The organism is Paludibacter propionicigenes WB4 (genome assembly GCF_000183135.1).
GTDB lineage: Bacteria > Bacteroidota > Bacteroidia > Bacteroidales > Paludibacteraceae > Paludibacter > Paludibacter propionicigenes.
On the sequence record NC_014734.1, the window covers coordinates 2817303 to 2841191 of the forward strand.

Sequence of the window (23889 nt, forward strand, 5' to 3'; positions counted from 1 at the left end):
TAGTCCAATACATAAAAGAATAATAAACTGATACAGATTTAGCTGTCAAATAGAAGCATTACAATGATTAACTCTAAAGCATCATATTTGGAATATCTGGAAAAGGATAGATTACGACTTGGTATAAAAAAACACAAGCCATTATTCTTAAATCCATTTGAAATTGATTTGGAGATTTGGGAGTTCCAGAAAGCATTAAGAAAGTGTGAGTATTTTTATAATATCGATAACAATTCAATAATGTGGAGAATAAAGAAATTTTTTGCTGCGCGAAATTTTAAAAGACTTTCGTGTAAGTTAGGATTTACTATTCCTACGAATTGTTTTGGTCCGGGTTTGAGGATACTGCATCGTGGAACTATAGTCATAAACGGACAATGTGAAATAGGTGAGAACTGTACTCTAAATGCATGTGTAAATATTGGCACTCAGGCAGGGTACATTGATAAAGTTCCCAAAATTGGTAATAATGTCTATATCGGACCGGGAGCAAAGCTCTTTGGAGATATTTATATCGCTGACGGTTGCGCTATCGGTGCTAATGCTGTAGTAAATAAAAGTTTCACTGAGCCAAATTCTGTCATAGTGGGTATTCCAGCGGTAAAAAAAGGTTCTCTTGATAGAGATTTACACATAAATTGAAAAATATGAGGATAGATTATTTTATTCTGAAAAGTATAAAAAAAATATACAGGAAATTTTTTAATACAAACAAGGGTGAACCAATTGAATTTGAGAAAGACCCCAATGTTGTATGTAAGGAACTTGTTGATTTGATAACTTCAGACAAACCCATAATGGTAGCCAGATACGGTGCTACGGAATTATTGTGTATTGTGAATTACATAAATATAAAGAAAGGCAGGCCTAATTTAAGAGAGTATTTTAATACTGAAGATTCTGATTGGTGGTGGGCTGACAACAAATTAAAGCAAATAGAGGAGCTGAGTGGTTTTTTCCCTGCTACAATCCAAAATGTTGAACGTTTTTGTGAATTAATGATTGATGATTCTGCCCAAGTCGATGCGTTGGCTTCATGGATAGACAACGAGAAATATATGCAGGAATATATCGCGGATGCATATCGTTTTCAAGGTCTTCTTCTAGACCCATTCTGGAGTGATACGCCCTGGACTGTGGCTTTGAAGGGAAAGAAAGTATTGGTAATACATCCGTTTGAGGATACGATTAAGTCGCAATACAAAAAAAGAGAACTGCTGTTTACAAACCCAGATATTCTTCCTGAATTCGAGCTGAAGACAATAAAAGCTGTACAAAGTCTGGGTGGGAACAGTGAATTTTCTACCTGGTTTGAAGCATTGGATTACATGAAATCGGAGATTGATAAAATTGATTTTGATATTTGTCTTATCGGAGCCGGAGCATACGGATTTCCATTAGCGGCATACGTCAAACGTATTGGGAAAAAGGCTATTCATGTGGGTGGCAGCCTTCAACTTGTTTTCGGCATACGTGGTAAACGTTGGGAAAATGAGAACTATAATGAAGTATATAATTACTCCAAACTGATGAATGAACATTGGGTAAAACCAGCGGAACAAGAAAAACCCCGCAATGCATCTAATGTTGAGGATGCTTGTTATTGGTAATGTAAAAATTTGCATATGAAGATTCTTTGGATTACAAATACGCTCTTCCCTGATATCTGTATCGAACTCGGTATTAGCGTTCCCGTTATAGGTGGTTGGATGCACTCGGGCGCAAAAGCTCTTTTGAATGAGAACTCCGGAATAAAATTGGGTGTAGCGACTTTATATAAAGGTAAAGAGTTTAAATCAATACATTTGAATGGGATTACTTACTTTCTGCTTCCTAATAAGCGGAATAACAGGAAGTATGAGTATGCGTTAGAGTCGCATTGGAAAACCATTAATAGTCAGTTTAGACCAGACATTGTACATTTACACGGTTCAGAATATCCTGTGGGATTGGCTTTTATAAAAGCTTGTGGTAATAGGAATGTTGTAGTGTCAATTCAAGGATTGGTAAGCGTTTATGAAAAGTATTATTATGGAGGTATTTCCAGATATACATTGCTCAAAAATACTACTTTAAGAGATCTTGTCAGACTAGATACAATCTTTTTTCAACAGTCAAATATGCGTAGGCGTGGACTTTGGGAAAAAGAGACTCTACAATCTGTTGATCATGTTATAGGCAGAACATCCTGGGATAAAATTCATACATGGGCATTGAACCCTTCAGCAAATTATCATTTTTGTAACGAAACTTTACGAGAAAGCTTTTATGTTGGAAATTGGGAAATTGAAAAATGTGAGAGATATAGCATTTTTCTTAGTCAGGCTAATTATCCTATAAAAGGACTGCACAAGATGATTGAAGCATTGCCGCTCATAATTAGACATTTTCCTTCTGTTAAAGTATATGTTGCCGGAAATGATTTTATTACAAACAGAAGATGGAAATTGAGTGGGTATGGAAAATACATTAGTTCACAGATAGATAAATTCAGATTAAAAGACAAAATAATTTTCACGGGAAATCTATCGGAAAAGGATATGTGTGAAAGATACCTAAATTCGCATGTGTTTGTCTGTCCATCGTCTATAGAAAACAGTTCTAATTCTGTGGGTGAAGCCCAATTATTGGGCGTTCCATGTGTTGCTTCGTATGTAGGTGGAATGTCTAATTTGATTTCGCAAAGAAAAACAGGGATATTGTATCGATTTGAAGAGATTGAAATTCTAGCGAATGGTGTTTGCGAAATTTTCTATAATGATACTTTGGCCACAGAATTATCAAAAAAAGGTAAGGAAGAGGCACTTTTTCGTCATAATGGTAAGATAAATGCCCAACAACTTTGTTCGATATATGAAAGCATTCTGAGATGATTGCCTTTATTTATTATTTGTATTCTAACTTATCCTTTTAGTTTTATAAATTCAAAATGACCAAAAGACAGCTTTTATTAAATGCCATATCATTCTCGATGTTACCTATCACTGTTTTTTCAGTGATTGATCATCCGGCACCAAGGACTAATCTTATTGCTTATTTCAATATAACAACTTTCTGGTGGATTGTGATAGTGCTCATTTTTGTTGCCTTTTTGCTAAATAGTTATTATTATTTGGAAAAAGGAAACAGCCAAAATATGAGGGTAATTCAATGGTATTTAGTTTGGAATCTTTTTTGTATTGTTAGAGGTGGGTTTGTTTCAGAAACTTATTGGGATTGGAAAGGATTAATCGGTAATTCATTTGGATTATTAGCCCCATTGGTGGCGTATTCGGCCTTAAATACTAAATTGTTACAGTCTATATTGACTACTTACCTGAAGTACGTACTACCTCTTTTTCTTGTGTTTTTTATTATAATCAATACTGATTCTTATGGTTTTTATTTAGTTCCCATAGGCTTTTTAATGTTATTTTTCCCGGTTTTATCTGTTCGTTGGAAATGGATTATAGCAATATTTTCGGTGCTGGTTATGTCAGCAGATCTTGGTGCACGAAGTAATGTTATTAAGTTCGGAGTACCTTCAGTTTTAATGCTTCTTTATTATTTAAGGTATAGAATCTCTACTAAATTATTGGAAGTAATCAGGCTAATACTAATAATAATTCCGGTGATCTTATTTTCGTTGGCAGTCAGTGGATTGTTCAACGTATTTGAGATAGATAAGTATGTAAAGAAAGATTATAATACCGTTGAAAGAGACGCTAATGGTAACATTGTTGAGGATGATCTAAAGGCAGATACACGAACTTTTTTATATGTTGAAGTTTTATATTCAGCAAAGGTTTATAATAGCTGGATTATTGGAAGATCGCCTGCTAGAGGTAACTTGAGTGAAGCTTTTGGTTATGGTGAAGATAAAGGCGGTAGAGTTGGCGAGCGATTAGGGAACGAAGTAGCTATTTTAAATGTATTTACATGGACAGGTATAGTGGGAGTTATATTATATCTTTTTGTATTTTATAGGGCTTCGTATTTGGCTATAAATCAATCTAATAATATATTTAGTAAAATCATTGGGCTGTTTATTGCTTTTAGATGGGCGTATGCATGGGTTGAAGATATTAACTATTTTACGTTGACAACAGTGTTTCTTTGGCTAACTATCGGTTTTTGCTTTTCTAGGTCTTTCAGATCCATGTCTGACAAAGAAGTACAGCGTTGGGTACGAGGAATCTTTAGGTTTCAGAATGGATTGACAAAGAGAGAGTTACAAAGAATAAAAATGAAACGGATAGCTGAAAATAATCAATAGATAGATTTTCTATTTGTTGAATTATACTGATTGTCGATTAATTAAAATGATTTTATGAAAATTCTAATTATACTTTTTAAAATCAATAAGAGAATATATAAATCTGTATCTCTATTTTTTGAACAGATTGTTTCTTATGTATTGTTGAGGTTGAATGGCGTTACAATTGGTTCCGGACTGAAATCGAGGGGTATACCGAGTGTAGATGTTTCTTTAGGAGGAAAATTTTCTATCGGGAACAATTTTGATATGAATAATGGTCACAAGTACAATAAAATAGGTCGACAACAAAAATGTTTCTTTATTGTAAGAGAAAAAGGTCATTTAGTCATTGGAAATAATGTAGGTATAAGTTCAACAGCCATTATCTGTGATAAGTATATACAAATTGGTGACTTCGTGAAAATTGGAGGTAATGTTGTGATTTATGATACTGACTTTCATGCCTTAGATTCTAATCTGAGAAACGAGGAACAAGCTGATTACAATAATACTAATCAGGAAGCCGTAATTATTGAAAATAATGTTTTTATCGGTGCGCATTCTACTATTTTAAAAGGAGTTCGTATTGGTGAAAATTCAATTATTGGTGCATGTTCAGTCGTTACAAAATCAATTCCAAGGAATGAGATATGGGGCGGAAATCCAGCTAAATTTATAAGAGGCATATAGTATCTTACTCTGTGTTTAATTGCTAAAAAGGAATGTATATGGATAAAATTGCAGTGTTGCTAACTTGCTATAATAGAAGAAATAAAACTATAAGTTGCTTGAAATCATTTTATGCCGCTGTTGGTTTATCTAACGGAGATAGAGAATTTGATGTCTTTTTGGTCGATGATGGTTGTACAGATGGAACACCCGATGTGGTTAAGGCATTGTTCTCTCAGGTAAATGTAATTGCAGGAACCGGTAACCTGTTTTGGTCTGGAGGAATGAGGTTTGCATGGAAAACTGCATTATCTCAAGAAAAGGATTATGACTTCTTCTTACTTTTAAATGATGATGTTGAGCTAGTGGAAACTTTTCTTAATGATTTATTTCTAACTCATGATTATTGTTTGAGAGAATATCATAAGCCGGGAATTTACGTAAGTTCTACAAAAGATAAGGCTACTTCAGAAATATCGTATGGTGGAACATTAATCACTCACTGGGGAATAAGAATAAAGTCTGTTTTGATTCAACCGGCCGATGTCCCCATAGCATGCACAATGGCAAATGCTAATATCTTGATGGTCACAAAATCAGTTGTTGATAAAATTGGTATTTTGGATGAAAACTATGTACATCAATTCGGAGATTATGATTATACACTCGTGGCTTCGAAAAATGAAATCCCTGTACTGGTTTGTCCTGGTTTTGGAGGTTATTGTAGCGATGACCACGGGAATAGCTGGTTGGCATCTGATGCACCTTTAAAACAACGAATAAAATACCTGTATAGCACTTTGGGATTATCGTACAAAGAACAGATTTATTATTTGAAGAAGAATTTTAGGTATCAGTTTCCATATTATTTTACTATGCTGTGGGTTAAAACGATGTTTCCTGTGTTTTGGACAAAATATAAGAAAGCCTGATATAATTTACTTGAAGATGATATAAACGGAAAGTGGAAGACTACGTATGAGAAAGATGCTGATTTTTAATACTGCATTAGCTCCTAATATGATTGATCAATACAACGATTTGAATAAATTGTATGTAGTTAAGGTCGTATTTTTGAACGGAAATGTAACAATACGATAAGTTTGATCAACACAAATTGCTGGAGCAGTTGAATTGTCAACACTCGTCTTATTTGAGTTTTCCAAATTAGTATTTTTGATTGTATTTTAAAATTTAATAGTTTTGAACCTTGTTTATGTAAATAGTTAGTATGTTGACGTTTGAAAGTTTTAATGGTATACCCGTTGATTATGAATTATTTTTGATTGAAGAATATGCCTCATTTATAACCACTTGTCGTTATATTGAAGTAAATTATCCTGACTTTGATATCAATTATTTTACGGTTAAGGAAAATGGTAAACTTATTGAATTATTAGTTTATGGGAATAAAGGCAATACTGCCACGTGTTTTAACTCACTGGTGTCTATTGATGAGAATATTATTTCTGAGTTTACAAAAAAATTATTTATAAAGCATCCAACCATTTCAAAGATTGAGATTGTTGCGTCTTATAAAGACTATACTTTAAAGAAATCTTTTTTAAGTTTTAAATCAGATGATCAAATCTTAAAATTACCTTCGACATTAGATGAGTATTATCAGAAACTTAATTACCATGTAAGGAAAAATAGTAAGAACCGGAAAAATCGATTTCTAAGAGAATTTCCAATGGCCAAATTCGAAACTAAATATGGCTCTGAAATAGATGAAAGTATCGTTGATAAAATTCTTTTGCTCAATAGCAATAGAATGCAATCAAAAGGGACAGTTTTCGGTATTGATAACGCTTTCAAAGATAGTATTTGTAAATACTCAACGTTCTATGGATGCGTTGCTTATATTGAGATAGATGGTGAAATTGTAGCCGGTTGTATTTCAACTATATTAAATAAAAATATATTTGCTCATGTGATTGGACATGACAATAATTACTCGAATTTTAATTTGGGTGAAATGTGCTTTATATATTTAATTGAAACTTCAATAAACAAGGGATTATCTACATTTCATTTTTTATGGGGACAGACGGAGTATAAAAGGAGATTATTAGCAGAACCTCATTTACTCTTTTTTTATTATATTTATAGATCCTACTCGGCTAATTATATGGTTGATAAAGTTAAGGGTCTAATTTCCGCTACTACGTCAAAAATTAGACAATCAAATTATTCAAAACCTATCAGAGACGGAATTAAAAACTACAGGAAAAAAAAGATCCAAAAGCAAATGAATTGATATTTATAAGCAATTTATTTGAAAAATGAAAGATGACACAAATTAATAGAATAAAGAGACTAAATCTGAAAGAATGAAAAAGCTGTTAATATTCCATCCGGCTTTAGCTCCATATAGAGTAGATCAATTCAATGCTTTAAGTAAGCTGTTTGATTTGGAAGTTGTATTTATTTTTGATAATGTTTGGAACCATAAATTTGATCAAAGTAAACTTCTTTCGCAGTTGCAATGCAAGGTTTCGTATTTATTAAAAGGGCCTAATTTTAAGGGGCGGGTGTTCCGTTTTGGTATGTTTAGAGCTATCAAAAGGATTAAACCGGATATTATTTTGGGGTATGAATATTCACTTACAACCCAGTATCTCATTTTATTAAGACGATTAGGATTAATAAAACAAAAGATAGGTTCTACAATAGACGATAGTATAGATATTTGTAATCATGTTCAATCAAGAATTCGTTATTTAGCACGTCAAAATTCTGTTAGCAATTTAGACTATTTGGTAGTGTTCTCGAATGAAGTTTCACAATACTATCAGAATACTTTTAACTTGAGTGATAAGCAGATTATTGTATCTCCAATTTTGCAGGATTCCGCAAGATTGAGGAATAATGCTGAAGAATTAGAACGCCTTGCAGTTCAATATTCTCAGGATTACCAGTTGGCTGGCAAAAAGGTTCTTTTATTTGTTGGGCGATTTATTCCTGAAAAAGGTTTGAAAGCATTTGTGAAAACTATCTATAAAATCCTATTGGAGCAAGATGAATTTATAGTCATTTTAGTTGGTGATGGTGGTGAAAAGAAATTTGTAGAGAATTTTGTTGCTGAGCATAAGCTGGAAAGCAAGCTTCTTCTTCCTGGTCGATTTGAAGGAATAGAACTTCATGCGTGGTATCTTTGTGCATCCGGTTTTGTGTTGCCAAGTACTTATGAACCTTATGGGGCTGTTGTAAACGAGGCTCTAATCTTTGGATTAAAAGTCCTTTGTTCTCAATTTGCGGGTTGTTCTGGTTTAGTAGGTGAAAACGGAATAGTTTTTAATCCGCTTGATGAAAAAGATACTATTGAGAAGTTTAATCGTTTTATGAACTCATTGGCTGCAATTGAAAATATTAAGTTGATAGATAAACCTTCGTTGATGTCAAATCATCAAACAAGTTTTATTAAAGAATGGGGGAAGTTAATGTAAAAGTAAACTGTTTGGCTAGCAATTTCTATTCATTCTTGCTTATATAACGCTCCTAAAGGATTTTTCATATTCCATTGCTTCTTATAGAAGCAAGATCAGGCTAGAAATTGATAATTATATAGTCAATATTAGCTCAGTAGGAGTGAAATCATTATAATATCATTAATTGTTTTGTGAGTTTAGAATTAGCAAATAAAAAGTCAAGACGACTACTTCATACTTAATCAACAATTTTCAATTAAATGAGAATGAAAATATGAAAAAGAAGATACTGGTATTTCAGAAGGCGTTGGCTCCTTACAGCATTGATTTCTTTAATGAATTGAATAATGCTTTTGAAGCCGATATCTATTTTTTTCGGAAAAATCTACGGTCTCAGAAATTTGACATGAATAAGTTAGTATCTCAATTAAATTTTACACCTAAATTTCTGACATCAGGTTTTGAGCTTCATCATAAAGGTAGAATGATCAGGTTTGGCTATTTAAAAAAGATAGTTAAGTTCAAACCAGATTTAATTTTAGTCTGGGAATACAATATAATAACATTTATAACTGCTCTATTTACAAAAATAGTATTTCCCAAAACAAAAGTGTATAGCCTTTGTGATGATAGTGTAGATATCGCCCAAAATAGTTCCACTCTCAGAAAGATTGGAAGACTATTGTGCTTTGTTTTTTTGGATGGAATTGTTTTGGATAATGAATTTGCCGAAGAGTGGTATAATAAGAACTTTCCTAATGTCAAAACTACTGTATTCCCTATTATACAGAAGGAAGAAAGAATCTTATCCATTATCAATGAAGCTAAGACTCTTACGCAGAGTTATGTTAGTCAATATAATTTAGCCGAAAAGAAGGTCTTACTTTTTGTAGGCAGGTTAGTGGAAGTTAAAAACTTATGCTTTCTGATTGAAGTTTTTTCCGATTATGTATCAAAGAATAAAAATACAGTATTAATATTAGTTGGCGATGGCGATAAGAAATCAGAATTAATAAAGCTGGTAGAACTACTGAAAATGAAAGATAATGTTATTTTTGCCGGTCGATTTGAGCATAAAGAATTGTATGCTTGGTTTCGGGTAGCTGATTATTTTATACTCCCAAGTACATGGGAGCCTTTTGGTGCTGTAGTAAATGAATCTTTAATCGCGGGCGTTCCGGTGATATGTTCAAATTTAGCAGGTGCTTCTTGTCTGATAAACGATAGAAACGGTGTGATTTTTAATCCCTATGATAAAGGCGAATTGTTAACCACTATTGAAAAGGTGTTTAGCGAAAAAAGTAAATTAAACAATACCTCATTAATGCCATATACCTTTAATCAGAAAATTTGTGAACTGATTTCATTTTTGAAAGGTGAAGATTTGAAGTAGTATAACTGCTTTTAAATAATTGTTTTTCAATAACTTTATACCTTCGGTATTATTTCTTTTCGTTCTCAACTACTGATTGACATTATTGGATAAATGTATTTTAAAAGTTGTAATAAAACGATTTATGTTTTCTTAAATACAATAATATGAGATATTATTATTTTAATCCTTTTAGCAGGGCATACTATTTTCCGAAAGGGTTTAAAAATTACTCTTTATTTACAACCTTTTATAAACCCTATAAATTGAGTGCCAGGCTAATGTGGCAAATTTGGCAAATTTCGTCATTTGTTCGTTATTTATTCTCTACTAGTCACCCCGAGGAAATTTTACCATTGGAACAAATTGGACAATTTGTAACGCCAAGTTCAATTTTAGCATTCAATTTCGGAACTGACGGAATTGAGAAAAAAACTACCGTTTTAGGGGTTGATACAATAACTAATGATACATTCTTTATTAAGTATGCAACGAAAGAAACTGCCTGCAAAAATGTATTTAATGAGGGTGTTGTTTTACAACAAATAAAGCACTTATCATTTGTGCCAACGTTACAATTGATTGTCAATATGGAGCATGAATTTACTTTAATCAAAACTACGGTTTTGTCTGGAGAAAAAATGAAACATGAGCCAATCAATGAAGAAATGTTGACTATACTTTTCACTTTGGCAGATCAGCAAGTAGAAAGTAATAGAATCTATGATTCGAACTTACGATCTTGTTTTGCTCATGGTGATTTTTGTCCATGGAATATATTGATTTATGAGGGAGCTATTAAATTGTTCGATTGGGAGCTTGCCGGTCAGTATTTACTGGGTTACGATTTGTTTACATATGTTTTTCAATATGAGTTTATAGTAAAAGAAAAGATGCGGTTTGAGCTCATCCTAAAGGAAAATTCTGATATTATACAACGATATTTTCACCATTTTGAGATTGATAATTGGATACCTTATTTACAGGAATTTTCAAAGTTAAGACATAGATTAGAATCAGATAAAAATGATATACAGTTGATTGAATATTATTTAAGATTAAAAGATTTTTCAACTCACAACCTATAACAACGCTGTTTTTTATATTAAAAAATTGTCTTATCAATAAGATAATAATTATGAAAAAGATATTAATTATTCATCCTGCCTTAGCTCCATATATGGTTGACCAATTTAATGATTTAAGTCAACTGTATGATTTACATGTTGTATTCCTTTTTCGTAATCTGCGGTATGATAAATTTGATCAAAGCAAGTTGCTTCCTTTGTTGAAATTTAAGAGTTCATTTTTATTAAAAGGACTTCATTACAAGGAAAGAGTATTCCGTTTCGGCATCTTAAGTACTATTAGAAAGATCAATCCGGATATTATTATTGGTTATGAATATTCATTTACAACTCAATATCTGCTTTTGTTGAAAAAATTAGGGTTAATACATCAAAGCATAGGCTCAATAATCGATGACAATATAGATATTTGCCATAATGTCCAATCGAGAATCCGTTTTTTTGCGCGTCATATTTCTGTCAGACGTTTAGATTACTTAATAGTGCTTTCAAAAGAAGTCTCACAATTTTATCAAAACAAATTTAACCTTAAAGAAAATCAGGTCATTATTAATCCTTTATTGCAAGATACTGAAAGACTCAGAAAAAAGCGGAAAGAGTTAGAGTGTATAGCTAATGAATATACGCAGAAATATCATCTGAAAGGAAAAAAAGTTTTATTGTTTGTTGGGCGATTTGTTCCGGTAAAAGGTCTTACAAGATTTATCGATACTATAAAAGCAATCCTCCATGAACAAGAGAATATTGCATTTGTTTTAGTCGGAGATGGAGAAGAAAAAGGAAATATTGAAGTCTTTCTAAAAGACAAAAAATTGGAAGATAAAGTATTATTGCCTGGAAGATATGAGGGGACGGAACTTTATGCTTGGTATTTATGTGCATCAGGTTTAGTTTTACCAAGCACTTATGAACCTTTTGGAGCAGTTGTAAATGAGTCATTAATTTTTGGCACAAAAGTTTTTTGTTCAAAATATGCAGGGGCTTCTGTTTTAATCCAATCTGAAACAGGGATGATATTTGATCCCTTGGATGAAAGTGAAACGATTCATGATTTGAACCGATTTTTGAATCTAATTAATGTTGTTGCTGACATTAACCTTGAGAATAAGCCAACTTTAATGTTTAATCATCAACAAAATTTTGTCAAGGAATGGAATAAGCTTAGTTAAAATTTAAATTCAATATAATCCTTGATGAATTTGTGTTAGACAATTCCTCAGGCTTTATTCTTTGATAAATAATTCTTTGAAAAAGTTATGGAAAATAAGAAAATAATAATAACTACTAGTTGGGATGATGGGTTTGCATTGGATATTAGAATTGCTGAGTTGCTAGAAAAATACAAACTTGGCGGTACCTTTTATGTTCCAATCAATAATCCTCAGCGCGAGGTGATGAATTCAGCCATGTTGGTAGAAATTTCTAAAAGTCATGAGATTGGAGGACATACCGTAAATCACACTTTTCTTAATACAGTCGATCTGGTAACCGCTCAATATGAAGTTTCTGCTTGTAAAGCAATGCTGGAAGAAAGGTTAGGAAAAACGATTTATGCATTTTGTTATCCCGGAGGAAAATACTCTCAGCGGGATATTCAAATAGTAAAAGACGCTGGGTTTTTATTTGGAAGAACTACAAAATTGCTTCATACTTCAATTGATACTTCTCAGCAATTAATGCACACAGGAATGCAGGCTTACAACCATAACAATGCGGTTTTAATAAGGCATTGTTTGAAAAATCTATACTTATTGCCGATTTTGGATTATTGTTTGTTTTATAAGAATCATAACAAATTCAGAGTTTTAGCCGAAGATATGTTGAGAAAATTATTGCTAAATGGTGGAGTTTTTCATTTATGGGGACATTCTTGGGAAATAGAAAAATACGGACTCTGGACAGAGCTAGAAGAAGTTATGAAAATTCTGGCTTTTCATGAAGGAATATCTTATATGAACAACACGGAGTGTTGGAATTTTTTGAATAAAGAGCAATCCTGATATCTAATTTTATCCCCTGTATATGAAAATTTTATTTATATTACATTATCCTCCACCGGTACATGGTTCATCTGTCATAGGCCAGTCGATTAGAGATTCAAAGTTAATTAATGATACATTTAAGTGTCGATATGTAAATTTGCTTGTTTCCAGGAAACTTAATGAAACTGGGAAATCCAGTCCGAAAAAAGTATTCCGGTTTATTGGCATTTGGTTAAATTTTATACGTGAAATATTGTGTAATAGACCGGATGTATGTTACCTGGCACTCACAGTATATGGTTCGGCGTTTCTGAAAGATGTATTGTTAGTTTTGTTGTTGAGGATTTTGCGTATCCGACATGTGTTTCATCTTCACAATAAAGGAGTTAAACAGAATGAATCTAAATGGATTTATCGTCTAGCCTATAAATTTGTTTTTAAAGAAGCAGACGTTATTTTGCTTTCGTCGCATTTGTACGCTGATGTAGAGTCTTTTGTTCCTCTTGCGAAAGTGCATATATGCCCGAATGGAATTGACGAGGTTTTTGATAAACCAATAAATCGGACAGTAGAACAAAATGAAGTGCCTAAGATTTTGTTTCTTTCAAATTTATTAGAGTCAAAAGGACTTTTTATACTTTTGGAAGCATGTTCAATTCTACAACAAAAGGGAATACATTTTGAGTGCAATTTTGTGGGAGCTGAAGGTGATATTTGCGAAGGTCAATTTAATTATCTGGTAAACAAAAAGCAACTTTCAGCTGAAGTTCATTATTTAGGCAAAAAATTCGGACAAGAGAAATTTGAGTTGTTTAAACAGGCTGATATATTTGCTTTTCCTACTTTTTTTGAGTGTTTTGGATTAGTGAATTTGGAGGCGATGCAATCTTGTTTGCCTATTGTATCTACTTCTGAAGGAGGAATACCTGATATCATTGAAGATGGAGTAACAGGATTTCTGGTGCCTCCTAAAAATGCTGAGGCTTTAGCTGAAAAACTGGAGGTTTTAATTAAAAACCCTGAGTTGAGAATACAAATGGGAAATGCGGGGAGGATTAAATATGAGAAACAATTTACGTTAAGCACTTTTGAAAACAAACTAACAAATATTCTTCTTCACATAGGTAGTGAAAAAAAAATAAAGCCCAAACCCAAAGAAAAAGTCCTTTTTATACTCCACATGCCTCCTCCTGTGCATGGATCGTCCATTGTTGGTAAAATGATATTTGACAGTACTCTTATCAACAGTTCTTTTAGCTGCAACTATATAAATATGTTGGTATCAAGATCATTGAATGAGACTGGTAGGGCAACTTCGCTTAAAGTGTTTAGATTTATGTTGATTTGGTGTGTTTTTTTATTTCGAGTTGTAGTAAAAAGACCAAAACTAGTTTACTTAGCACTTACAGTGTCCGGAACTGCTTTTTTTAAAGACTTTATTCTTATCGCTGTTTTGAGATTTTTGAGGATAAAGAGAGTTTATCATCTCCATAATAAAGGAGTTTTGAAATTTCAAACAAAAAAGAGATACAGGTTATTGTACTCGTTTGTATTTAAAAATGCAGATGTAATTTTGTTATCAAAGCATTTGTATCAGGATATTGCGTCTTTTGTTCCTATTTCTAAAATTCATATCTGTCCGAATGGTATAACTGACGAAGGTTTAGCTGAACCAAAGAATTTTCAAGCTAATAATATTGTTAATATATTGTTTCTGTCTAATTTGATTGATTCAAAGGGTGTCACAGTATTATTGGAAGCTTGTTCTTCGTTGAAAAATAGAGGTCTAAATTTTAATTGCATTTTTGTAGGTGCAGAAGGAAATATTGATACCTTCCATTTTAATGAAAAAGTGAGAGCCCTTGAACTGACTAACAATGTTACTTATGCCGGTCGGAAATATGGCGCTGATAAAAGAGAGTACTTTATTGATGCTGATATTTTTGTTTTTCCAACTTTCTACTCTAATGAATGCTTTCCATTAGTTCTTTTAGAGGCTATGAGTTACTCTTTACCTGTAATTTCCACTTTCGAAGGCGGTATTCCTGACATTGTTGAGGATAGTTTCACCGGATTCTTAGTTCCTCAACGGGATATTTACGCATTAGCTGATAAAATTGAAACTTTAATCAGTAACCCTCAACTGCGTGCAAAGCTAGGTGAGGCTGGTAGGAAGAAATATGAATCGGACTTTACGCAAATAAAATTTGAGCATCATTTGCAATCGATTATTGAAGATGTGCTGAAATAGCAGCCACACCTAAAGCTTAAAAGAACTTTTCTATACAACATTAAAAGCTATAATTTTGTTATGAAATTAAATAACTGATTAATCAAGCTATTTAAGAGATATTTATGTTACAAGAATATACTTTGTTCAATCATCCATTAAAATCAATAGATCATCCAAAAGTTCTAATAAACACGCTTAATGCACATTCGTTTAATACGGCGAGAAAGGATGATGATTTCAACAAGGCTCTATTGTGCAGTGATGTTTTGTTGCCTGATGGAATAAGTGTTGTGTGGGCTATGAGGCTTTTGAATGGTTTGAAAATTCAGAAAATTGCCGGAGCTGATTTGTTTTTTTATGAAATGGAGCGTGCAAACGCTAAGGGAGGCAAATGTTTTTTTCTTGGAAGTACCGAAGATACTTTAGAGAAAATACAAAAAAGAGCAGCTATAGAATACCCTAATGTGCAGGTTTTTAGTTTTTCTCCTCCATATAAAGCTGAATTTAGCGATGAGGATAATGAGCAAATGATAGATGCAATAAATACTATTAATCCCGATGTGCTTTTTGTTGGAATGACTGCTCCAAAACAGGAGAAATGGGCTTTTCAGCATTTTAATCAAATGCAGGTTGGGCATGTGTGTTGTATTGGGGCCGTATTTGACTTTTACGCTGGCACAATTCAGCGTGCTCCAAAGTGGATGATACAGCTTGGAGTTGAGTGGTTATATCGATTAATCAAGGAGCCTCGTCGTCTTTGGAGGAGATATTTGATTGGAAATACAAAGTTTTTGGGATATATATTGATTGAAAAATTGAAGTCATAAATGTTTTATTCCAGACTCAGGATTCTTATTTTATAATTGTTTTACAAGTTAATTCTATGGAGTCAAATGAAACCGAACTGAGTTTCTTATATCTGTTTTTTGATCTGATTATTTTAAATGTTGCCATTGCAATCATTATATCAGTAACGCCATTACTGAAAGGATTGAATATTCATGATATAAGCTTATATTTATTACATGCTAATATGTCGGCTGTAATAGCATATTCTGCACTCACCAGAAAGAATTTATATTTACATGATAATTTCTTAAACCGAGTACGACGAATTACGAATCGATTACTCGTATTCATTGTTGTATTATTTATTATTGCGCAACTTTTCTTACCTCCAAATTATTCTGTATTATTCATTGTTATTTATACTGTCCTTTTTTATATCGGAGAGTTGGTATTCTACTACTTTTTGTATGGATACCTCAGATTGAGCCGATCTAAAGGATTTTATGTTCATAGAGTGCTTATTATTGGATTAAATGATATGAGCACATTTCTACGCAATCTTTTGACGAATAATCCAATGCTTGGCTATGAATTTGTTGGTTTTGTAGAAGATAAACATGAAGATGATAATAGTATACTGGGTTCTATAGACAAATTGGCAACGCTTGTAAGGGAGAATGAAGTTGATTTTCTTTTCGTAACAAATTCAGCATATAATGATTTAAAGAAAACTAAGGAATTACTGGCTATTTGCAATAAAATAGGGGTAAGATTAAGATTTGTTCCTGAAAACCAATACTGGTTTCGAACCAAAATGAATATGGAGTCTATAGGCTCTCTAGTTGTATTCAATCCGCAGGAAATACCGCTTGATGATCTAAAATCCCGTTTTTTTAAAAGAGTATTTGACTTTTGTTTTTCTATTTTAGTCTTGATTTTCGTCATTAGTTGGCTGTTTCCTGTTCTCGCTATATTAATTAAATTAAGTTCAAAAGGCCCTGTTTTCTTTCGTCAAAAGCGTACCGGAATAAATAATAAAACCTTTACTTGCCTTAAGTTCAGAAGTATGCGCATGAGCAATGATGCCGATGAAAAGCAAGCTACAAAAGGAGATGGTAGAATTACCCGAATAGGAAGATTCTTGAGGAAATCGAATTTGGACGAATTTCCACAATTTCTGAATGTACTCATAGGTCAAATGTCTATTGTGGGGCCACGACCACACATGATAAAGCATACCGACCAATATTCAGAGCTCATTGATTATTATAGAGTTAGGCATTATGTTAAACCGGGAATTACAGGTTGGGCTCAAGTGAATGGGTATAGAGGTGAGACCGATGAGTTATGGAAGATGCAAAAGCGTGTAGAATACGATATGAAATACCTCGAGAATTGGACATTTGGCTGGGATCTAAGAATTATATTTCTGACTATTTTTGGTAAAAGTGCATATAAAAACGCACTTTAGTTTTAAGCTAGTTCATTTTAAAAACCTTTGACAATCTTTGTTGAAGGTTTTTTTATTTGATGTTAGTGTGAGTCTGTTTTAATCATTCAAATCTCCACTTTTATATTTTTTATTAAAGGATTAATATAAATGGATTTGTGGTGTTCGTCATGATGTGAAACTCGAAATTAAAGGCTGGGTTAAGGTAAATTGATACAGAGGAGAGACAGATGAATTATGGAAGATGGAAAAGCGTGTAGAATATAACATGGCTTATTTGAATAACCGGACATTTTGGTGGAATTTAAAAATTGTAGTATTAACTATTGTAGGGAAAAAGCTATATAGAAATACCTCTTAAATATTAAGTGCCAGTTATATGTCTTGAATAGTTCTATATTTCAAACTCAGAGAAAGTATTTCCTATGAGTTTTTTTTGGTTTTATTAAATTCATAATTCCCAATTATTACCTTCAAGTGTGTTTTGACATATTGGATTTGAGAAAGAGGTATTTCCCTTTTGTTTGTCGTTAGTTGAAAACTGAAACATTTTGTATTTATTCCTGTTTTTTTTATGTGTTTTTGCTCTTCTTTCCTCGTTTTTTGCGTATTTAAAACGTTAAAGTTCCGTTTAAGAAAGGAATATTTTATTTTAAAAAAAATATTTTTGATTCATTTACATTTTTTTGTTTTACATTTTTCTTCATACGCTTAATTTGTGTAATACCATGAAAACTAATTGAATAAGTAAAAGTAAAAAGAATGAAAATATGTTTCATTGGCTGTTTTTTGATACTGAAATTATATACTTGCCTACATATTGACACAAAAATTCTGTATATTTTTTCTATTTATCATCAAAAATACTTGTTTTTTAATTATTAATACTTTATTTTTGCAAACTGTTTAAATGAGGTTACAACAAAAAACGTAAATTAAAGAAGATTAATAAACAAAATGTTAAATTTATGAGAAAACTAACGTTCTTATTGACTTGCCTGTTTTTGGTAGGTGTAGGTTTGGTTAATGCTCAATCAAAATCAATTTCCGGAAAAGTTCTTTCCGCGGATGACGGGCAGCCAATTATTGGAGCTAATATAAAGGTAAAGGGTACCACTGTAGGTACAATTACCAATGTAGATGGCGAATTTAAAATTAGTTTGCAGGGAGATGCAAAAATTTTAATCGTTTCGTACGTTGGTATGACTAAGACTGAAGTTCAAGCTGTAAATGGTATGACAGTTATACTTCATCCTGATTCAAAAATAATAGATGAGGTTTTGGTAGTTGCTTATGGAACGGCAAAGAAAAGTTCATTTACTGGATCAGCCAGTGTAGTTTCAGCAGCTAAAATTGCAGATAGATCAATGTCTAATGTGACGGCTGCTCTTGAAGGAAGTACTGCAGGTGTATCAGTGTCAGGCAATAGTGGTCAGCCAGGCTCTGGAATCAATGTGCGTGTTCGTGGTTTTGGTTCAGTGAATGCTTCCAATACTCCTCTTTATATTGTAGATGGTGTTCCTTATGAGGGAGCTATTTCTAATATAAGTTCAGATGATATTGAAAGTATGACGATTTTGAAAGATGCTGCTTCTACTGCTCTTTACGGGGCTAAGGCTGCCAATGGTATAGTAGTGTTGACAACAAAAAAGGGTAAAAAAGATAAGGCTCGTGTGCAGTTTAAGGCTACTACAGGAGTTGTTTCTAGAGGGTTGCCAGAGCAGAGAACAGTTGGCGTAGACGATTATATGAAATTGTCTTGGGAGACTCTTCGTAATAGCAAAATATATCCAACTACCGGAGTTGCTATGACTGCAACTGCTGCTGGTCAATATGCTTCTGATAACTTAATTTCAGGTGCTTTGTATATGAATCCCTACACCGTTGGGAATACAGAAATATTTTCAACAGATGGAGTGTTGAATTCGGCGGCTAAATTAAAATATGGAAATGATTGTAATTGGTTTGATGCAATTGAGCGTACCGGAATTCGTCAAGATTACGGAATGAACATATCAGGAGGTAATGATAAGACACAATATTTTTTCTCTGTGGGGTATCTAAATGAAAAGGGATATGTTATAAATTCTGATTTTGAACGGTTTAATGCTCGCGCAAATGTGGAATCGAATGTAACAAGTTATTTAAGAACTGGTGTCAGTATTAATGGATCTCGTTCTAATTCGAAATTTGCAAGAACAAGTTCGGATGATAATTCAGCCTACGTGAATCCGTTTAACTTTGCTCGTAGTATGGCTCCTATTTATCCAATCTATTTGCACGATCCAACTAGTGGTGACTATATACTCGATGCGTTTGGTCAAAAACAATATGATTACACCTCGAGCCGTGCAACTAACGCGGGTCGCCATGTGATTGCTGAAACAGAATGGAATAATAACAGTTATGTTCGTCAGGCAATAGGTGTTAGAGCATTTGCTGAGTTGAGTTTTTTGAAGGATTTTAAACTTACTTTGAATGGTGCAGGAGATTTCTCGGACTATAAAGAATCTGTTTATGAGAATACTTTAGTTGGTGATGGTGCTCCTTCTGGTCGTGGTCAAAGAGACTTTTCAGACAGCAAAACTTGGAATTTGAATCAAGTATTGGCGTATGAAAAATCGTTTGGACTACATAGCTTTGCTGTAAAAGCGATACATGAAAGTTACAAATATACTTATCAGGATTTATATGCCATGCGCCAAGGTTTGATAGCTGATGGTAATTTTGAATTGTATAATTTTACTACGACCAATGATGTTTATAGTTACACTTCGGAGAAAAGGACAGAGTCGTATCTAGGAAATTTCGAGTACAATTTTAATAATAAGTATTATTTATCAGCCAATGTTAATCGTAGTGCCTCTTCTAAATTTGCAAAAGAAAATCGTTGGGGAACTTTCTGGGGCGTTGGTGCCTCGTGGCGAATAGATCAAGAAAAATTCATGAATCAATTTGGCTTTGTTAACTCCTTGAAATTACGGAGCTCATATGGTCAGAATGGTAATGAATCTTTGTTGACGAGTTCGGGTAGTGAAGATTATTTTCCATATCAAGGGCTCTATAACATTCAAAATAATGGTACTGAGGCTGGTTTCTGGTTAAGTTCTTTAGAAAATAAGGATTTGTCTTGGGAAAAAAATGCTCAATTCGATGTTGCGATTGAATATGGTTTATTTAATCGCTTGAGAGGTTCTTTTGAATTTTATAATCGCCAGTCTACGAACCTTCTGTTTTCTGTACCACTTCCTGTTTCAGGCGGTGTATCAAGTATCTGGAGTAATATTGGAACTATGTATAATCGTGGTTTTGAAGTTATGGTGTCAGTGGATCCTGTTAAGACTAAAGATCTTGTTTGGACGATTGACTTGACAGCCTCTACAAATAAGAACGAAATAACTAAGATGCCTAAAAATATTGATGGCACCTCGAAAGAAATTATTTCAGGTACAAAGAAGCTCTCTGAGGGACATTCTATGTATGATTTTTGGTTGCGTCAATGGTATGGCGTAAATCAAGCTGATGGTTCGGCATTGTATTATGCACAAGATAAAGTAACCACAACTAATCGGGTTGTAATTGGAGTTGATACTCTGACTACAAATGTAAATAATGCGCGCTATGGTTATTCTGGTTCTTCATTACCTAAAGTGCAGGGAGCATTTACCAATACTTTGAAATATAAGCATTTTGATCTTTCCTTTATGTTCACTTACTCTCTAGGAGGTAAAATTTATGATACAAACTATCAATCGTTGATGGTGTCTTCAGCCTATGGTCCAAAACATACGGATATTTTGAATAGATGGCAGAATGTAGGTGATATTACCAATGTACCACGAATGGATGCAGGACAAGCGACTAATTTTAATGCGAATAGTGATCGGTTTCTAATCTCTAGAGATTATTTAATGTTTAAAAACTTAACTTTTGGATACAGTTTTCCTGCCAATTGGATGCGCACAATTGAGGCTACCGATGGTAGAATATTTGTGTCGGCCGAAAACTTGTTTATTCTTTCCAAGCGAAAAGGGATGAATGTATCGGAATCGTTTGCCGGAACTACCTCAAATGTTTACAATCCGTCTAAAATTGTTTCACTTGGCATCAACATTACATTTTAAAAATACGTAATATGAAAAAAATAACACTTATAGCTCTAATATTGGGGTTACTTTCTTCTTGCGAGGAAAGTTTTCTGGAAACAACTCCGACGACTTCGGTTTCTTCAAGTTCTATTCTGGCTTCTGTAGGAAATGCGGAAGCTTCAATCAACGGTATTCACCGTATGCTTTATCAACAATGGGAAAGTAGCCAAGATATGGGCGGATATGCCGGTATGATGATAGCTATGGATGCTATGGGGGAAGACTTGGTTTTTCCTATAAATCAATGGTATTCTAATTCTGTTTATAGATGGACGGTGCATCGGAATGTTAATGCTCTATGGGATTTTTACCCGTACGATTTTATGTATCAGGTGATAAATAATGCCAATATAGTTATTAATGGTATTGATGGAATTGCAGGTGTTCAAAAAGATAAGGATCGTGTTAAGGCTGAAGCATTGACTTACCGTGCTTGGGCGCATTTCTTTTTGGTTCAATTGTATGCAAAACGCTATGTTCCTGGAGCTGCGAATACTCAATTAGGCGTTCCATTGATGTTAAAGTCTTCAACAGTGCCTCAGCCAAGAGCTACTGTTGAAGAAGTGTATGCTCAAGTAAACAAAGATCTTGATGATGCAATTGTTCTTTTTGCTGGAACTGCTGAACGTGCTAATAAATCGCATTTTAATGCTAATGTTGCTAATGGGATTAAGGCTCGTGTTTTACTTACACAGGGAAATTGGATTGCTGCTGCAACTGCTGCCGCTGCGGCTCGTTCGGGATATAGTTTAATGTCGAATGCAGAATATAAAGCGGGATTCAATAGTGCTACAAATCCTGAGTGGATTTGGGGGTCTATTATGTCTGCAGATCAAACAATTTATTTCTATAGTTATTTTGCCTTTATGTCTTATAATTTTAATGCAGGTGCTGTCAGAACTTGCCCTAAATGTATTAACTCTCTGCTGTATGCTAAAATTTCGGCAACTGATGTTCGAAAAGGTCTTTGGCATCCAACAGAAAAAACAGGTACAGTTAAAGAAGTTGTTCTTCCTACAGCTTCCTTTACTAGATATAATTATATGAATACTAAGTTTGCTGTTGTTGATTATACGTCCAGTGTTGGTGATGTGGTAATGATGCGTGCTGCTGAAATGTACTTGATAGAGGCTGAGGCTTATGCGCGTGCGGGTCAAGATGGGAAAGCTCAGGATGCTTTGTATACGCTAGTTGTAAATCGAAATCCTTCGTATGTAAAATCTACTAGTACTGGTCAGACTTTGATCGATGAAATTATGGTTCAGCGTCGTGTAGAACTATGGGGTGAGGGTTTTAGATTTCTTGATTTGAAACGATTAAACTTGCCTCTTGATCGTACGGGTGCTAACCATGTAGTTGCTCAAATGAATGTAGCTACTGTACCTGTTGGAGATAAGCTATGGCAATGGTTGATCCCTCAGAAAGAAATGGATACAAATCCAGTGATGGTGCAAAATGAACTATAGGACTATTTTCATGTAGTTTTATTTGTAGAATTTAAAAACAGAAACAGTTGCAAGGTATGCCTTGCAACTGTTTCTGTTTTTAAATTGTTTTACGAAGTAACGTGCTTCGAATGTTATTTCGTTTTTTACGCTTATTTTGAATTGATTAATTGTTCCAAATATATTTGCAATCAAAGATTTTTAAATATTCAACTGTGAGAATTCAGCCTAATTTAATGCGAGTTCAATATAAGAAAGTTGAAAAAATTAGCATAAGACAAGAAAGTAATTATATCTACACTTCTAAAAACAGATAGATAACTATAATTTTGCCATTTGTCGATAATTAACAAGGTTACAAAAATTTATTATTTAAATGATGAATTCATAGAGTAATTTGATAAAACCTTTAAAATACCTTTTAAAAGAAGATAACGATAATAATTTAAGTCGAAACTAGACTAAGTAGCAGTTTCTGAGAAAATTTATGACTATTATAGTTTCATTTCATTCAGGTGCTTATCGCAATTTAAAGCATTTTAATTTCTTCTATGTTTGTAAACACATGAATTCTTGAAAATGTGTCGCATGGGTGAAAACAATAGGTATTAGTTTTATGGAAGCTTAGGTTGGTTTTTCGGATTCAAATCACATGTTATCATTAATGACAAAGGAGGAATACAAAACTTTGTTATTATCCAAGGGAATATAGATGACAGGCAACTACTTTATTCAATGGGATTTACAAAGATCGTCTTTGTCCAGCTGTTTGGTGACAGAGGTTACATATCAGAATAACTTCATGAATACCTTTTTGTTGATGTTGTTCAACTGATAACCCAAATGAGAAACTGTATAAAAAGAGGCGAAATTCCATTGAAATATAGACTAATCCTTAGAAAAGGTGCTGTCATCGAGTCTGTCAATGATGAATCGAAATATATATGCAAAATTAAACGTATCAGATATCACTCATTTGCTAATTCTATTACAAACTTGTTTACGGGTTTATTTTGTGTACAGTTTTTTGCATAAAAACCAACAA

At 33.2% G+C, this 23889-nt stretch carries 17 protein-coding genes and 1 pseudogene; all 18 read left to right on the forward strand.

What is annotated here, in order from left to right:
• Positions 1-63 precede the first annotated feature (63 nt).
• Entirely contained in the window at positions 64-642 is a 579-nt protein-coding gene (locus tag PALPR_RS11590; protein WP_013445824.1) for a serine O-acetyltransferase, read from the forward strand.
• Positions 643-647: 5 nt separating this feature from the next.
• A complete protein-coding gene (locus tag PALPR_RS11595; RefSeq protein WP_013445825.1) occupies positions 648-1610 on the forward strand; it encodes a hypothetical protein in 963 nt (320 codons plus the stop codon).
• A gap of 15 nt (positions 1611-1625) precedes the next feature.
• The gene (locus tag PALPR_RS11600; RefSeq protein WP_013445826.1) at positions 1626-2873 is read left to right on the forward strand and encodes a glycosyltransferase family 4 protein; all 1248 of its coding nucleotides are present in this window, start codon (positions 1626-1628) and stop codon (positions 2871-2873) included.
• A 56-nt stretch (positions 2874-2929) separates the two neighbouring features.
• Positions 2930-4255, forward strand: coding sequence for a hypothetical protein (locus PALPR_RS11605; RefSeq protein WP_013445827.1), 1326 nt, complete (start codon positions 2930-2932; stop codon positions 4253-4255).
• Between the two features lie 54 nt (positions 4256-4309).
• Positions 4310-4927 carry an acyltransferase gene (locus tag PALPR_RS11610; protein WP_013445828.1) on the forward strand — a complete coding sequence of 206 codons (618 nt, stop codon included), beginning with the start codon at positions 4310-4312 and terminating at the stop codon, positions 4925-4927.
• Between the two features lie 38 nt (positions 4928-4965).
• Entirely contained in the window at positions 4966-5838 is an 873-nt protein-coding gene (locus PALPR_RS11615; RefSeq protein WP_013445829.1) for a glycosyltransferase family 2 protein, read from the forward strand.
• Positions 5839-6137: 299 nt separating this feature from the next.
• Positions 6138-7166, forward strand: a complete 1029-nt coding sequence (locus PALPR_RS11620; RefSeq protein ID WP_013445830.1) for a GNAT family N-acetyltransferase — start codon at positions 6138-6140, stop codon at positions 7164-7166.
• A 73-nt stretch (positions 7167-7239) separates the two neighbouring features.
• Positions 7240-8355 carry a glycosyltransferase gene (locus tag PALPR_RS15500; RefSeq protein ID WP_013445831.1) on the forward strand — a complete coding sequence of 372 codons (1116 nt, stop codon included), beginning with the start codon at positions 7240-7242 and terminating at the stop codon, positions 8353-8355.
• A gap of 256 nt (positions 8356-8611) precedes the next feature.
• Entirely contained in the window at positions 8612-9730 is a 1119-nt protein-coding gene (locus PALPR_RS11630) for a glycosyltransferase (protein WP_013445832.1), read from the forward strand.
• A 146-nt stretch (positions 9731-9876) separates the two neighbouring features.
• Complete coding sequence (locus PALPR_RS11635) at positions 9877-10797, forward strand: phosphotransferase (protein ID WP_013445833.1); 921 nt, start codon at positions 9877-9879, stop codon at positions 10795-10797.
• 50 nt (positions 10798-10847) lie between these two features.
• Positions 10848-11966 (forward strand): glycosyltransferase, encoded by a 1119-nt coding sequence (locus PALPR_RS11640; protein ID WP_013445834.1) that lies wholly within the window; start codon positions 10848-10850, stop codon positions 11964-11966.
• Positions 11967-12053: 87 nt separating this feature from the next.
• A complete protein-coding gene (locus tag PALPR_RS11645) occupies positions 12054-12797 on the forward strand; it encodes a polysaccharide deacetylase family protein (protein ID WP_013445835.1) in 744 nt (247 codons plus the stop codon).
• Between the two features lie 22 nt (positions 12798-12819).
• Positions 12820-15030: a glycosyltransferase family 4 protein gene (locus tag PALPR_RS16015; protein ID WP_013445836.1), complete on the forward strand. Its 2211-nt coding sequence runs from the start codon at positions 12820-12822 to the stop codon at positions 15028-15030.
• Positions 15031-15128: 98 nt separating this feature from the next.
• The gene (locus PALPR_RS11660) at positions 15129-15839 is read left to right on the forward strand and encodes a WecB/TagA/CpsF family glycosyltransferase (RefSeq protein ID WP_419185430.1); all 711 of its coding nucleotides are present in this window, start codon (positions 15129-15131) and stop codon (positions 15837-15839) included.
• A 56-nt stretch (positions 15840-15895) separates the two neighbouring features.
• Positions 15896-17272, forward strand: a complete 1377-nt coding sequence (locus PALPR_RS11665; protein ID WP_013445838.1) for an undecaprenyl-phosphate glucose phosphotransferase — start codon at positions 15896-15898, stop codon at positions 17270-17272.
• A 947-nt stretch (positions 17273-18219) separates the two neighbouring features.
• Positions 18220-21375, forward strand: coding sequence for a SusC/RagA family TonB-linked outer membrane protein (locus PALPR_RS11670; RefSeq protein WP_013445841.1), 3156 nt, complete (start codon positions 18220-18222; stop codon positions 21373-21375).
• A gap of 11 nt (positions 21376-21386) precedes the next feature.
• Positions 21387-22865, forward strand: coding sequence for a RagB/SusD family nutrient uptake outer membrane protein (locus PALPR_RS11675; RefSeq protein WP_013445842.1), 1479 nt, complete (start codon positions 21387-21389; stop codon positions 22863-22865).
• 609 nt (positions 22866-23474) lie between these two features.
• Positions 23475-23879, forward strand: a pseudogene (locus PALPR_RS16195) (transposase); the annotation flags it as partial.
• Positions 23880-23889 lie beyond the last annotated feature (10 nt).

Bases quoted from the DNA above. Each gene is read 5' to 3' on its own strand.
- PALPR_RS11590 (WP_013445824.1), top strand. From the start codon at position 64: ATGATTAACTCTAAAGCATCATATTTGGAATATCTGGAAAAGGATAGA.
- PALPR_RS11595 (WP_013445825.1), top strand. From the start codon at position 648: ATGAGGATAGATTATTTTATTCTGAAAAGTATAAAAAAAATATACAGG.
- PALPR_RS11600 (WP_013445826.1), top strand. From the start codon at position 1,626: ATGAAGATTCTTTGGATTACAAATACGCTCTTCCCTGATATCTGTATC.
- PALPR_RS11605 (WP_013445827.1), top strand. From the start codon at position 2,930: ATGACCAAAAGACAGCTTTTATTAAATGCCATATCATTCTCGATGTTA.
- PALPR_RS11610 (WP_013445828.1), top strand. From the start codon at position 4,310: ATGAAAATTCTAATTATACTTTTTAAAATCAATAAGAGAATATATAAA.
- PALPR_RS11615 (WP_013445829.1), top strand. From the start codon at position 4,966: ATGGATAAAATTGCAGTGTTGCTAACTTGCTATAATAGAAGAAATAAA.
- PALPR_RS11620 (WP_013445830.1), top strand. From the start codon at position 6,138: ATGTTGACGTTTGAAAGTTTTAATGGTATACCCGTTGATTATGAATTA.
- PALPR_RS15500 (WP_013445831.1), top strand. From the start codon at position 7,240: ATGAAAAAGCTGTTAATATTCCATCCGGCTTTAGCTCCATATAGAGTA.
- PALPR_RS11630 (WP_013445832.1), top strand. From the start codon at position 8,612: ATGAAAAAGAAGATACTGGTATTTCAGAAGGCGTTGGCTCCTTACAGC.
- PALPR_RS11635 (WP_013445833.1), top strand. From the start codon at position 9,877: ATGAGATATTATTATTTTAATCCTTTTAGCAGGGCATACTATTTTCCG.
- PALPR_RS11640 (WP_013445834.1), top strand. From the start codon at position 10,848: ATGAAAAAGATATTAATTATTCATCCTGCCTTAGCTCCATATATGGTT.
- PALPR_RS11645 (WP_013445835.1), top strand. From the start codon at position 12,054: ATGGAAAATAAGAAAATAATAATAACTACTAGTTGGGATGATGGGTTT.
- PALPR_RS16015 (WP_013445836.1), top strand. From the start codon at position 12,820: ATGAAAATTTTATTTATATTACATTATCCTCCACCGGTACATGGTTCA.
- PALPR_RS11665 (WP_013445838.1), top strand. From the start codon at position 15,896: ATGGAGTCAAATGAAACCGAACTGAGTTTCTTATATCTGTTTTTTGAT.
- PALPR_RS11670 (WP_013445841.1), top strand. From the start codon at position 18,220: ATGAGAAAACTAACGTTCTTATTGACTTGCCTGTTTTTGGTAGGTGTA.
- PALPR_RS11675 (WP_013445842.1), top strand. From the start codon at position 21,387: ATGAAAAAAATAACACTTATAGCTCTAATATTGGGGTTACTTTCTTCT.